Below are 13,734 nucleotides of genomic sequence, written 5' to 3' on the forward strand. Positions count from 1 at the left end.
ACCAAGGCCACCGATGGTGGCGATCATCTAGATCCGATGTTCAGGACGAACTGGCGCAATGCCGATGCCGCCGGGCTGAAACGCGGCGCTTATCATTTCTTCTACTGGTGCCGCACCGCCGGCGAGCAGGCCGATTGGTTCATCCGCAACGTGCCGCGGGTCGAGGGCGCGCTGCCGCCGGTGATCGATGTCGAATGGAACGGCGAATCCTCCTGCAGGCGGCGGCCGTCGCGCGAGACAGTGCTGGAGAAGATGCAGGTGTTCATGGACAAGCTCGAACGCCACTACGGCCAGCGGCCGATCATCTACACCAGCCCCGACTTCTATCGTGACAATCTGCGCGGCGCCTTCCTTGACTATCCGTTCTGGCTGCGCGCCGTCGCGCGCCATCCGTCAAAGGTCTATCCCGACCGCAAATGGCTGTTCTGGCAGTATTCCGGCTCCGGCCTGTCGCACGGAGTGAGGGGCCGCATCGACCTCAACGTCTTCCACGGCGACGAGCGCGCCTGGCGGGCCTGGGCCGGTGGACAGACGACTGTCGCCGACGCCGACTGAGCGCTCTCGGCTGATGCCATTACCGGCAGGCTGCCGTCGTCCCATCCCCCGGCGGCATTTTCAGCGTTTTGCTAAGGATCCACACACCTTTTTCCTTAGTGGTCCTGCAATGCCCGGCTGGTAACATCCGCGTAATCATGCATGCCGCGCGCAACACCGCGCGGCCGAGCATGAATGGGCATGGAGGGGTCGATGCGCAATCCGGTTCTGGCAATCGTTTTTGTGGCCGCTGTCGGCTACGGATTTTTCAATGCGCTCGGGCATGGGCGGAGCGACAAGCCGATGGCCATTCCGGCGGCGGCGCCAGGCGCCTCGCAGACGGCGCCTCGCGCGATGACGGAGAACGTCGTCGCCTATTCCACCGAAGACAAGGCGATGCAGGCCGCCAAGAACAAGGGCCACTCGACGCTGCCGCGCTTCCACGAGCTGATGGCCGCTGGCACGCCCGGCACCTACACGGTGAAGTTCCCGCTCACCCAGAACGGCGCCACCGAGCACATCTGGATGCAGCTCACGGGCCTGGGCGACGGCACCTTCATCGGCCTGCTTGCCGACGAACCTGTCAACGGCACCAAGTACAAGATGGGCGACCGCATGACGGTGGAGGAAGCCGACGTCGAGGACTGGATGGTCAAGAACGGCGGCGAGGTTTACGGCGGCTATACCGTGCGTCAGGCGTTTGCGGACATGCCGAAGGAACAGGCCGCGAAATACGGCATCACCTTCAAGGATTGATCCGGCTCCCCGAGAGGAGGAGGGTCGCACCCCGCGCAGTCGTCATCCTCGGGCTTGACCCTACCCTTACCTTGCCTCGCGTCTTTCGCGCTCGCGTATCTCGGCCGTCTGAGCCAGCACCCAGTCGCGGAACACCTTGATCTTGGGTGCATTGCGGCGGCTTTCCAGATGCACCAGCCAATAGCCGTCGCCATCGGATCCAAGCACTTCAAAAGGCTGAATCAACTGTCCCTTGGCCAGCAGCGCATTGTAGATGTTGCGGGTGAGGATAGCGGCGCCCTGGTCGGTCAGCGCCGCCATTGCATCGTAAGCCTGCGACCCCAGCGTCGGACCCGCGATGACGCGATCGGGTTCGAACGGCACGCCGGCTGCCTCGAACCAGATTTTCCACCAGGGATCGTCGGCGCAGCATAGCGCCACCTTGTAGAGATCCTCGGGACGGTGGATGCCGCCCACACTCTCGGCCAGTCTCGGGCTGAGCATTGGCGTATAGTCCGCCTTGAACAGATAGTGAGCCGTCAGGCCGGGCCATTTTCCGGTGCCCGTGCGTATCCGACGTGTCCTCGCGCGTGAAATCGACTAGGCGGGGCGATGTGTTCACCTTCACGGCGAGATCGGGATGCATCAGCTGGAATGTTCCAAGCCATACGGCCAGCCAGTTCGTTGCGAAGGTCTCCATGGTCGTCACCGACAGCACGCCGGTCGCGCCGCCCTTGGTCGCGACCCACGCATCGGCCAGGGCCGAGAACGCGCCTGATGCGTGCGGCGCCAACTGCTGTCCGGCCTCGGTCAGGGCGATCTGTCTTGTTTTTCTTATGAAAAGCGGCGTTCCCGCGCGTTCTTCCAGCACCTTGATCTGATAGCTGGCCGCCGACTGGGTCATGCCGAGTTCTTCGGCCGCCTTGGTGAAACTGCCCAGCCGCGCCGCGGCCTCAAACACTCGGATGGCGCCTAGCGGCGGCAGCTCCCAACTCATGACGCATCAATCCTCCTGATGCATGCTACGCGAGGTTCGATTGGAATCCAAGGCCGGAAAACGGCATGCTCTGGTCATCGAACTCGAACCCGAAAGGACACACGGCAATGACCACCACCCGTTACAACACGCTTCGTCGACCGGTTCTCGACCTCTTCATCGCGCCGTTCAGGCCCCGCACGCGCGGCCTGCTCGACCGCCGTTCACTGTCGGACCATTTCCTGCGCGACATCGGCATGCTCGACGGACACGTGCCTCCCGGCACCCTTCGTTGAGGCAATCCCACGCTTTGACCGACCTAGATCCGAGGGAGGGAAAGATGTCATCGGAGGCTTTGGCGAAGAGCCGTCAAACGATCAATGCCTATGAGGACTATGCGGAACGCTACGACGCCATCGTGCGGCATGTTCCCAACGAGAGAGAACAGGCATCGCTTAAGCGCCTCGTGGCGATCGCCGGCACAAGCGGTCAGATTCTCGAAGTCGGGTCGGGAGCGGGATACGACGCTGATTTTCTGGAGGGTCTGGGCGTCAAGGTTCGCCGCACCGACGCAACCAAGCGGTTTCTTGAGTTGCAGGCCGCGCGCGGCAAGGAGGGTGATCTCCTTGATCTCCTCACCGACGAACTAGGCGGACCCTACGATGCTGTCCTGGCACTCGCTGTCCTGATCCATGTGCCCCGCGACCAGATCGATCAGGTGCTTGCCAAGATAGCCGGCTCGCTGCGGCCAGGCGGCGCCTTCCTGGTATCGATGCGCAATGGCGACCGCGAGACGGATGGCAACTATCATACCGTCTTGTGGCGTAGGGACGATTTTGCGGCGCGTATTGAGAGCGCCGGGCTGGTGCTGATCAGGGACGATTTCAACATTGGCCGCAACAGCGAGGAATGGAACACGTTCCTGGCTGTCAGGCCGGCAAGATGGGGTACGGGAGAGGCGCTGCTCGCGCCCTCGTCATCGTCGGGCTTGACCCGAGGATGACGAAATGGGGTTCCGGTATGACCCTCAACAGGTGACGAGATCCGTATGGCCAAATCCCTTCGAGTAGTCGAGCACGGAAATGACCGAAGGCACCACGCGGAAAATACGGACCTGTTCTGGCGTCGGCATCGGGCCGGGCAGCGCGACTTGCGGCGGATACTTCATCGGCAGCATCCGTAAAACCTTTTCAGCTTCGGCCCGGTCTGTAACCTCCTGCGCGCGCGCCGCCATGGAAAGTCCAGTGATCTCCATCACCTGCGGCGCGTCGTGGTCGATGGTCAACGACACGCGATCGTCCCGCGCCATATTGGCCGCCTTCTGGCTTTCCAGACCGCAGAGGAAATAGAGCGTGAGGCCTTCGTTGACGTAGCCTACGGTCGTCGCCTGCGGCCAACCGTCCGGCCTCAAGGTCGCGATCGTCATGACCCGGTGCTGATCCAACAGCGTTTCGATCTTGTTTTTGATCTCCTGGTCCATCCCTTGCCTCCGACGTCATTGCCGACGGTGGCTATATTTGGGGGTCGTGGGTAGCCTGGCATTGACCTGCATCAACGCAATTGCGGGCAAGCAGGCTTCGGCCGCAATGGCTGGTCGGATCTGGCGCCGCGCGCTGATCCAACTTCCCACAAGGGGGAAGGAGAGCGCTCACTTCGATGGTGATGTGGTCGATCATATCGTTTTTGGGTCGTTGATCGATCAAACAAAATCAGCCCGATCTTACGATCGGGCCGATAATGTTCCGTTTTAGCGGATCAAATCGCATCAGCTGCAGCCGCTCGTGCTTCCACACGTGTCGCACTTCTCGCAGGTGCCGTTCCGCACCATGGTGAAGTTGTGGCACTCCGAGCATTCGTTGCCGGTGTAGCCCTGCAGCAACGACTGCTGGCGGCGTGTCGCGGCGAGCTTCTTGGCGTCGGCGGCTTCCTGCGCGGCGGCGTCTGTGAACAGTGCCTCGGTGCTGGAAACCTCGGCTTCTTCTTCGACGATGTCCTCGGCAAGTTCCCTGGCGCGCTCCTCATAGTCGCGCTTGTAGGCGATGGCCTCGTCGCTCGCCGGTTTCAGCGTCAGGACGTTGGAGCCGGAGAAGGCGGTGGGCGCCGCGCGGGCAGGGGACGTCGTCGGGGCTGAGCCGCCAAAGCCCTTGGGATCACCGCCGGCGCCCGAGACTAGCTTGACCGGCGAAACGCCGCGGGTCAGGCCCTTCGAGAACGGCGTCGCCTTGCCCTCGGTGATGCCGCGGCCGAGCGCTGTCTTGTCGAAGTCCGACTGGTCGACATGGGCGAGGTCGTGGCGGGCGAGATAGGAAACGGCGAGCTCGCGGAACACGTAGTCGAGGATCGACGTCGCGTTCTTGATCGCGTCGTTGCCCTGCACCATGCCGGCCGGCTCGAACTTGGTGAAGGTGAAGGCCTCGACATATTCGTCGAGCGGCACGCCGTACTGCAGGCCGAGCGAGATGGCGATGGCGAAGTTGTTCATCATGGCGCGGAAGGCAGCACCTTCCTTGTGCATGTCGATGAAGATTTCGCCGAGGCGCCCGTCGTCGAACTCGCCGGTCCTGAGGTAGACCTTGTGGCCGCCAACGACTGCCTTCTGCGTGTAGCCCTTGCGGCGGTTCGGCAGCTTCTCGCGGTCGCGGTAGAGCCGCTCCACCACGCGCTCGACGATCTTTTCCGTCACCTGCACGGCGCGCTGCGCGGCGGGCGCCGCGATCAGCTGTTCGACCGCTTCGTCCTCATCCTCCTCGCCATCGGCGAGCAGCGAGGCATTGAGCGGCTGCGACAGCTTGGAGCCGTCGCGGTAGAGCGCATTGGCCTTCAGCGCCAGCTTCCACGACAGCATATAGGCGTTCTTGGCGTCCTCGACCGTCGCTTCGTTCGGCATGTTGATGGTCTTGGAGATGGCGCCGGAGATGAAGGGCTGCGCCGCCGCCATCATCAGGATGTGGCTGTTGATCGACAGCGAGCGCTTGCCGATCTTGCCGCACGGGCTGGCGCAGTCGAACACGGCGAGGTGCTCGGCCTTCAGGAAGGGCGCGCCTTCCAGCGTCATGGCACCGCAGACATGAATGTTGGCGGCCTCGATGTCCTTCTTCGAGAAGCCCAGCGCCGGCAGCATCTCGAACGAGAAATCGCCGAGCTGCTCGTCGGTGAAGCCGAGCGTCTCCTTCACCCAGTCGGCGCCCAGCGTCCACTGGTTGAAGACGAACTTGATGTCGAAGGCCGACTTCAGCGCCGCATTCAGCGCTGCGATCTTGTCGTCGGAAAAACCCTTGGCCTTCAGCGAGCCGGGATTGATGCCGGGCGCCTGGTTGAGGTTGCCGTGGCCGACCGCATAGGCCTCGATCTCGGCGATCTGGCTTTCAGTATAGCCCAGCGTGCGCAGCGCTTCCGGCACGGCGCGGTTGATGATCTTGAAGTAGCCGCCGCCAGCGAGCTTCTTGAACTTGACCAGCGCGAAGTCGGGCTCGATGCCGGTGGTGTCGCAATCCATGACCAGGCCGATCGTGCCGGTCGGCGCGATCACGGTCGCCTGCGCATTGCGATAACCATGCTCCTCGCCAAGCTCGATGGCGCGGTCCCAGGCGGCGCGGGCGTGGGCGGCCAGCTCCTGCTGCTTGAGGTCGGCGGCGACCAGCGGCACCGGATTGACGGCGAGCTTCTCGTAACCGTCCTTGTCGCCATAGGCGGCGCGGCGGTGGTTGCGCATGACGCGCAGCATGTTCTGGGCGTTGCGGTCATAGTCCGGGAAGGCGCCGAGCTCGGCGGCCATCTCGGCCGATGTGGCGTAGGCCGTACCGGTCATGATCGCGGTAAGCGCGGCGCAGATGGCGCGGCCCTCGTCGGAGTCGTACGGTATGCCCGAGGTCATCAGCAGGCCGCCGATATTGGCGTAGCCGAGGCCGAGTGTGCGGTATTCGTAGGAGAGCTTGGCGATCTCCTTCGACGGGAACTGCGCCATCATCACCGAGATTTCGAGCACGATGGTCCACAGCCGCACCGTGTGCTCGTAAGTGGCGATGTCGATCGTGCCGTCGGCATTGCGGTAGGGCAGAAGGTTGATCGAAGCGAGGTTGCAGGCCGTGTCGTCGAGGAACATGTATTCCGAGCACGGGTTGGAGGCCCGGATCGCACCGGCCGAAGCGCAGGTGTGCCAGTCGTTCATCGTCGTGTTGAAGTGCAGGCCGGGATCGGCCGACGCCCAGGCCGCGTAGCCGATCTTTTCCCACAGGTCGCGCGCCTTCAGCGTCTTCAGCGCCTTGCCGTCCTTGCGGGCGGTCAGCTGCCAGTCGCCATCGGCCTCGACGGCGCGCAGGAAGTTGTCCTTCAGCGACACCGAATTGTTGGAGTTCTGGCCGGAAACGGTGAGGTAGGCATCCGAATCCCAGTCGGTGTCGTAGGTCTTGAACGACATCGAGGTGTAACCCTGGCGGGCGAACTGGATGACGCGGTAGATATAGTTCTCCGGCACGGCGTCCTTCTTGGCCGCCTTGATCTCGCGCTTCAGCGCGGTGTTGATCGCCGGATCGAAGCAGTCGTCGTCATGGCCTTCGCAATTTACGCAGGCCTTCATGATCGCTTCGAGGTGCTTCTTGACAATCTTGGAGCCGGTCACCAGCGAGGCGACCTTCTGCTCTTCATTGACCTTCCAGTCGATGAATTCCTCGATGTCGGGATGGTCGACGTCGACGATGACCATCTTGGCGGCGCGGCGCGTCGTGCCGCCCGACTTGATGGCGCCCGCCGCGCGGTCGCCGATCTTGAGGAAGCTCATCAGGCCGGACGAGCGGCCGCCGCCCGAAAGCTTTTCGCCTTCGCCGCGCAGCAGCGAGAAGTTGGAGCCGGTGCCCGAACCGTATTTGAACAGGCGCGCCTCGCGCACCCACAGGTCCATGATGCCGCCTTCGTTGACGAGGTCGTCCTGCACGCCCTGGATGAAGCAGGCATGCGGCTGCGGATGCTCGTAGGAGGACTTCGACTTGGTCAGCTTGCCGGTGAAGGGGTCGACGTAGAAGTGACCCTGGCTCGGGCCGTCGATGCCATAGGCCCAGTGCAGGCCGGTGTTGAACCATTGCGGCGAGTTCGGCGCGACGCGCTGCGTGGCCAGCATATAGGCAAGCTCGTCGCGGAAGGCACGTGCGTCTTCCTCGGACTTGAAGTAGCCGCCCTTCCAGCCCCAGTAGGTCCAGGTGCCGGCGAGGCGGTCGAAGACCTGGCGGGCATCGATCTCGGAGCCATAGCGCTCGGCCTCGGGGAGTTTGGCGAGTTCGGCCTCGTCGGGGACCGAGCGCCACAGGAAGGAGGGGACGTCGTTCTCCTCGACCTTCTTCAGGCGAGCGGGAACGCCGGCCTTGCGGAAATACTTCTGCGCCAGGATGTCGGCGGCGACTTGGCTGAACTGCGCCGGCACGTCGATATTGTCCAGGCGGAACACCACCGAGCCATCCGGATTCTTGATCTCGGAAAGCGCCTTGCGGAATTCGATCTCCGCATAGGCGGATTGTCCTGGCTTGGTGAAACGACGGTCGATGCGCATTGGTCCGGTCCTTTGTGTCTATATATAGCGCTTTTCCCCAGGGATTCATGCCCCGAAAGCGAAACGCGCGGTCCGCCGTTTGCCGGCATCTTGACGACGCCGGCATCTCCTTCGCAGTCGTCGCACGGCGCGTTGGCCAAACTTCTTGCGAAGCGCCTCTCCAACTCGCCGACGAACCCCCTGCGGGTCCCTCAAAACTTGAAACTTTTTCGCGATTCCCCCGATCGAGGGCTTCACACTATCTAGGGTCGAACCTGCCTGCAAACACTAAATATAGTGTTAACAGATCATTTTTTCCAGTCCGACAATTCTCCCTTTTCGCCACCCAAGCCCCACCAATCCCAACGCTTCCGCCGGCCTCGCAAAAGGGCGGAAATGTGGGCAAAACGCACAAAATCCGGGAAAAAAGACCGGCCTCTGAACTCTCCGGTCGCGCTCTCAACAGGAACGCATGGCCTATAAAAGGCGACTCGTTTTGCGCCGTCAAGGATTCGTTTACGTAGCTTTTGTGACCCCAATATCTTGTGTGTCACAGATGTGGATAACGGGGACAGAAGACCGCGTCGGAGAGCCTGGTTTTGGCGGTCAGCGGCGGGCGTGCGCAAGGCCACCCCGGCGATGCTGCCGCTCTGCCTTTTCATTTTAGCTGGCTTGCACTATGTCTTGCCCTTCGCGCGGGGGCGCGCCTTGTCAACCGGAAAAGCATCCGCTACGCCCCGCTCATGACAGTAACCGTCCGTTTCGCCCCGTCGCCGACCGGCCGTATCCATATCGGCAATGCACGCACCGCGCTGTTCAACTGGCTGTTCGCCATGAACAACAAGGGCCGTTTCATCCAGCGCTTCGACGACACCGACATCGCCCGCTCCAAGCAGGAGTTCGCCGATTCGATCCTCTACGACCTGCACTGGCTGGGTATCTTCCCCGACGCCACCGAATACCAGTCGCGGCGCGTCGAGATCTATGACGCGGCGGTCGAGCGGCTGAAGGCCGCGCGCGTGCTCTATGCCTGCTACGAGACGCCTGAAGAGCTCGACCTGCGCCGCAAGGTGCGCCGTACGCGCGGGCTGCCGCCCGTCTATGGCCGCGAGGCGCTGACGCTCACGCCGGAGCAGGTCGCCGAATACCAGTCCGACGGTCGACGCCCGCACTGGCGCTTCCTGCTGCCGAACTTCACCAGCGACCCGCTGCAGCCCGAACGCACCGAGGTCCATTGGAACGACCTGGTGCGCGGTGAGGAGACCGTTGATCTCGCCTCGCTGTCGGATCCCGTGCTGGTGCGCGAGGACGGCACCTATCTCTACACGCTGCCATCGGTGGTCGACGACATCGAGATGGGCGTCAGCCACGTCATCCGCGGTGACGACCATGTCACCAACACCGGCGTGCAGATCGCGCTGTTCCAAGCGCTCGGCGCCGAGCCGCCGGTCTTCGGCCACCACAACCTGCTCACCACGGCCTCTGGCGAGGGCCTGTCGAAGCGCACTGGCGCGCTGTCGATCGAGAGCCTGCGCGAGGACGGCATCGAGCCGATGGCGGTCGCTTCGCTGGCGGTGCTGGTAGGCACCTCGGAGAATGTCGCGGCAGCGCACGATCTTTCCGAACTCGCCGGCCATTTCGATCCGGCCGCGACCTCGAAATCGGCGGCCAAGTTCGATCCGGACGAGCTGTTCGTGCTCAACCGCACGCTGATGCACCATATGCCGTTTGCCGAGGCTCGCGACCGGCTGATCGTGCTGGGTGTTTCAGGCGAGAAGGCGGAGCCGTTCTGGCTGGCCGTACGAGGCAATCTCGACAGCCTGCCCGACGCGCTGGCCTGGTGGCGTATCGTGGGTCAGGGGCCGCACGAACCGGCGGAGTTTTCCGGCGAGGACCGCGAATTCCTGCACCAGGCGTTCGATCTTTTGCCGGAGGAGCCGTGGAACGGCACCGTCTGGAAGGACTGGACCGGCAAGATCCGCGAAGCAACCGGCCGCAAGGGCAAGGCGCTGTTCATGCCGCTCAGGCTGGCGCTTACTGGCCAGCCTTCCGGGCCGGAGCTTGCAGATCTATTGCCCCTGCTGGGTCGGGAAGGAACGCTGGCCCGACGACCCTGACCCTGCGCTGCTCGGGCGGCAACGCCGATACCGGCGATGTTGCCGGCTTTTCGGCCAGGCGCTTGATGGCATCGCGGTCGAGCCCGCCCTCGGCATTGGCCAGCGTCTCGGGATCAGCGCCCGGATCCGGCTTCGCGGCCGGCAAGGGAGCGAACGGCGCGGAGGCCGCTTCGGGCTCGGACTGCTCGGGGTTCGGCGGATTGCCGGCGATGATCTCGAAATTCTGCGCTTGCGCGTTGCAGCCGCAGGCCGGTGGCCGCGCCATGTTGGTCTGCTTGTAGAGATAAGCCGTCGGCAGTTCGCTGTAGGGCCTGCCGGTCACCGACGATGTCATCGCGCCGGCGTCGCCGTCCATGTCGCGCGTGTAGAACACCTGCATCTCCGTGCCAGGGCAACTCGATTCGCAGTTCTTCTGGTCGCGCTCGAAATCGCCATAAGAGGCGGCGTTCGACATCGGGAAGAAATAGCCGTCGCAGGTCCGCACGCACACAGTGTGGAAATCGCCGTTCAGCCGCGGCAAGTCCATGCCGTCGGGCTGGTTGATCACCCGGCGAATGTTGCGTTCGCTGGGATCGTCTGGCGGCACATCCGGCAAATCGGGCGTGTCGAGCGTTTCGATCTCGCGGTCGCCGTTGCCGAAAAGCTGTTCGAACAGATTGCCGCCGCCATTGTTGCGCGCGCTCTCCTCAAGCGGGGCGTGCCTCGGCGCGATCTCATCGTCGCGGCAGCCATTGGCGTCGAGTGCCGCAAGGATACGCCTTCGGTCGCGTCGAGAGCCGCCGCCGGCAAGCCGCTCGCGCTTCGCCAGCAGGGCGTCGAGATTGGCGTTCATGCGGTCGATGTTGGCGTTGATCGCTGCGCATTTGTTGACGTTGCGCGAAAACAGCGAAAAGCCGCAACCGGCATCGCTGGCCCGATTGCGCACCTTCGCCAGCTGCTCGCGCTGGCGCGCGACGGCGCCGTCATATTTGCGGATCAGGTTCGGTCCGCCGCCATCGCCGCGAGCAGCAGTGAGTTCATCTTCGAGCTGACGGCAGATGCGCGAAGCGGCCTGCGGCTCTGTCACGGCGACGACGGACAACGCCAGCGCCACGAGCAACGCCGCAAGGTGGGTCAGCTTCAACCCCACGCCCTTCATTCGCCTGAAACCCCGATTGCCAGCTCGTCGCTCAAGCTAGCGCGTCCGCGGTTAAACCTGTCTTTACTCTACAGTCGGTTGCAGTTGAGTCTGCAACCAAACGTGCCAGCAGCTTACCGCTAAATCCGGCCTCAGCCCAGGTTGACGACCGCCTGCGCTTTGTGCGCAGCCTCGACCACCGCCAGCGCCGTCATGTTGACGACGCCGCGCGAGGTCACCGAAGGCGTCAGGATGTGCGCCGGCTTGTCGGTGCCGAGCAAGATCGGCCCGACATGCAGTGCTTCCATCATGGTGCGCAGCGCCGTCAGCGTGATGTTGGCCGAATCGAGGTTCGGGAACACCAGCAGATTGGCTTCGCCCTTCAGCCGCGAATGCGGATAGACGCGCTGGCGCAGGTGCTCCGACAGTGCCGAGTCGGCATGCATCTCGCCATCGCACTGCAATTCCGGCGCGATGCGGGCCAGGATCGCCGCCGCTTGGCGCATCTTCAGCGCGCTGGGTGAATCGCGCGAGCCGAAATCCGAATGCGACAGCAGCGCCGCCTTCGGCTCGATGCCGAAGCGCTGGATCTCCTCCGCCGCCAGCACCGTCATCTCGGCGATTTCCTCGGCCGTCGGATCGACCGAGACGTGGGTGTCTGTGAGGAAGATGATGCCGCGCTGCGAGATCAGCATGGAGAGCGTGGACAGGTCCCGATCCTTGATGCCCGCGCGGGGGCCGATGATCAGCGTCACATTGCGCAGATGCCGCTCGAAACGGCCTTCGAGGCCGCAGACCATGGCATCGGCATCGCCACGCTTCAGCGCCAGCGCCGCGATCACTGTATTGTCGGTGCGCACCATGGTGCGGGCCGCTTCCGTCGTCACGCCGCGCCTCCCGGCAAGCTCGATCAGCAAGTCGACATAGTGGCGGTAGCGCGGATCTTCTTCCGGGTTGATCAGGCCGAAATCGACGCCGGGCTTGATACGCAATCCGTAGCGCTTCAGCCTGACTTCGATGACATGCGGACGGCCGATCAGGATCGGCTCGGCGATGCCTTCCTCCAGTACCACCTGGGCCGCGCGCAGCACGCGTTCGTCCTCGCCGTCGGCATAAATGACGCGCTTGGCGCTGGATGCCTTGGCGGTCGAGAACACCGGCTTCATCACCAATCCGGAGCGGAAAACGAAGCGGTTCAGCTTGTCGATATAGGCGGCGAAGTCGGCGATCGGCCTGGTCGCCACGCCTGTGTCGCAGGCGGCCTTGGCGACGGCCGGCGCGATGCGCAGGATGAGGCGCGGGTCGAAGGGCGAGGGGATCAGGAAGTCGGGCCCGAAGATCGGCGTCTCGCCCGAATAGGCGCGCGCGGCGACATCCGACGGCTCTTCGCGGGCAAGGGCGGCGATCGCCCTGACCGCCGCCATCTTCATTTCCTCGTTGATGGCGCTGGCGCCGCAGTCGAGCGCGCCGCGGAAGATGTAAGGAAAGCACAGCACATTATTGACTTGATTGGGAAAATCGGAGCGGCCTGTGCAGATCATCGCATCCGGACGCGCCGCGCGCGCGGCCTCCGGCATGATCTCCGGATTGGGGTTGGCCAGCGCCAGGATGAGCGGCTTCGGCGCCATGTGCTGCAGCAATTCAGGCTTGAGCACGCCGGCGGCGGAAAGGCCGAGGAAGACATCGGCGCCCGGAATGACATCGGCCAGCGTGCGCGCCTCCGTGTCCTTCACATAGGGGTCCTTCCAGCGGTCCATCTCCTCGAGGCGTCCCTTGTAGGCGACGCCGAAACGGTCGGTGACCCAGATGTTCTCGACCTTGGCGCCAAGCGAGACCAGGAGGTTGAGGCAGGCGAGCGCGGCGGCGCCGGCGCCCGAGGTGACGATCTTGATGTCGGCAATTGTCTTGCCGGCGAATTCCAGCCCGTTGAGCACCGCGGCAGCGACGATGATCGCCGTGCCGTGCTGGTCGTCATGGAACACCGGGATGCCCATGCGGGCCTTCAGCCGCTCCTCGACCTCGAAACATTCCGGCGCCTTGATGTCCTCGAGATTGATGCCGCCGAAGGTCGGCTCCAGCGCCGCGACCGTCTCGACCATGCGCTCGATTTCCGGCGCGTCGATCTCGATGTCGAAGACGTCGATGCCGGCGAACTTCTTGAACAGCACCGCCTTGCCTTCCATCACCGGCTTCGAGGCGAGCGGCCCGATATTGCCAAGGCCGAGCACCGCCGAGCCGTTGGAGACGACGCCGACAAGGTTGGCGCGCGCCGTATAGTCGGCGGCGGTCGCCGGGTCGTCGCGGATCTCGAGGCAAGGGGCGGCGACCCCCGGCGAATAGGCGAGTGCCAGGTCGCGCTGGTTGCCGAGCGGCTTGGTCGCCTGGATCTCCAGCTTTCCGGGAATGGGATGCTTGTGGAAGTAGAGAGCGGCCTCGTCGAGGTCCGACCGGGCCGGTTTCTTGTTCTCGCTGTCCATGCCGGCCTCCTTGCGCTTCTGCTTCGCAGCCTTTTAGAGCAGTTCCAGGAAAAGTGTGAAACGGTTTTCCGTCGGGAATTGCATCAAAACAGGGGCGACGATCAAAAGCTCCAGCATGCGGCCCGCACTGTTCGCGACGCCAAATGACGCCATCGGCGTTCACATCGGCGAAGCGCAAATAGCCGAGTTATTTCAGCCCCTTGTGTCGGGACTCTGCGATATGGCGGGCGGCTGGCGTTGCCGGCAGGTCAGAACGCGCT

10 protein-coding genes and 1 pseudogene are annotated in these 13,734 nt (G+C 63.7%); 6 read left to right on the plus strand and 5 right to left on the minus strand.

Translation table 11 applies throughout. From position 1 onward, the window contains the following. Both EN742_RS08815 and EN742_RS08820 read left to right on the plus strand, forming a co-directional pair. A partial coding sequence (locus EN742_RS08815; RefSeq protein WP_148670054.1) for a GH25 family lysozyme occupies positions 1–555 on the plus strand: 555 nt, incomplete at its 5' end. A 192-nt stretch (positions 556–747) separates the two neighbouring features. Then, entirely contained in the window at positions 748–1,290 is a 543-nt protein-coding gene (locus EN742_RS08820) for a DUF2314 domain-containing protein (RefSeq protein ID WP_127406560.1), read from the plus strand. 66 nt (positions 1,291–1,356) lie between these two features. On the opposite strand, the pseudogene EN742_RS08825 reads toward EN742_RS08820, so the two are convergent. Then, positions 1,357–2,266 (minus strand): annotated as a pseudogene (locus EN742_RS08825) (LysR family transcriptional regulator). A gap of 107 nt (positions 2,267–2,373) precedes the next feature. Between EN742_RS08825 and EN742_RS38010 the strand changes: the two are divergent. Together EN742_RS38010 and EN742_RS08830 are read left to right on the plus strand one after the other, a co-directional pair. Next, positions 2,374–2,541, plus strand: coding sequence for a hypothetical protein (locus EN742_RS38010; RefSeq protein ID WP_189363102.1), 168 nt, complete (start codon positions 2,374–2,376; stop codon positions 2,539–2,541). 44 nt (positions 2,542–2,585) lie between these two features. Continuing rightward, complete coding sequence (locus tag EN742_RS08830; RefSeq protein ID WP_245492275.1) at positions 2,586–3,248, plus strand: class I SAM-dependent methyltransferase; 663 nt, start codon at positions 2,586–2,588, stop codon at positions 3,246–3,248. Between the two features lie 24 nt (positions 3,249–3,272). Here EN742_RS08830 and EN742_RS08835 read toward each other — a convergent pair whose 3' ends face one another. Beyond that, positions 3,273–3,725 (minus strand): pyridoxamine 5'-phosphate oxidase family protein, encoded by a 453-nt coding sequence (locus EN742_RS08835; protein WP_127406558.1) that lies wholly within the window; start codon positions 3,723–3,725, stop codon positions 3,273–3,275. 285 nt (positions 3,726–4,010) lie between these two features. Further along, positions 4,011–7,784: a vitamin B12-dependent ribonucleotide reductase gene (locus EN742_RS08840; protein ID WP_128332683.1), complete on the minus strand. Its 3,774-nt coding sequence runs from the start codon at positions 7,782–7,784 to the stop codon at positions 4,011–4,013. A gap of 722 nt (positions 7,785–8,506) precedes the next feature. Here EN742_RS08840 and EN742_RS08845 point away from each other — a divergent pair. Next, complete coding sequence (locus EN742_RS08845) at positions 8,507–9,880, plus strand: glutamate--tRNA ligase (RefSeq protein ID WP_126054796.1); 1,374 nt, start codon at positions 8,507–8,509, stop codon at positions 9,878–9,880. On the opposite strand, the gene EN742_RS08850 is transcribed toward EN742_RS08845, so the two are convergent. After that, entirely contained in the window at positions 9,798–11,018 is a 1,221-nt protein-coding gene (locus EN742_RS08850) for a DUF2865 domain-containing protein (RefSeq protein ID WP_127406473.1), read from the minus strand. The genes EN742_RS08845 and EN742_RS08850 overlap by 83 nt on opposite strands. Before the next feature lie 131 nt (positions 11,019–11,149). Beyond that, positions 11,150–13,474 carry an NADP-dependent malic enzyme gene (locus tag EN742_RS08855; RefSeq protein ID WP_127406474.1) on the minus strand — a complete coding sequence of 775 codons (2,325 nt, stop codon included), beginning with the start codon at positions 13,472–13,474 and terminating at the stop codon, positions 11,150–11,152. 55 nt (positions 13,475–13,529) lie between these two features. On the opposite strand from EN742_RS08855, the gene EN742_RS38640 reads away from it, so the two are divergent. Then, positions 13,530–13,734, plus strand: a 205-nt coding sequence (locus EN742_RS38640) for a hypothetical protein (protein WP_210214442.1), incomplete at its 3' end; no start/stop codon positions are given.

This window comes from Mesorhizobium sp. M4A.F.Ca.ET.020.02.1.1, from assembly GCF_004022645.1.
GTDB lineage: Bacteria > Pseudomonadota > Alphaproteobacteria > Rhizobiales > Rhizobiaceae > Mesorhizobium.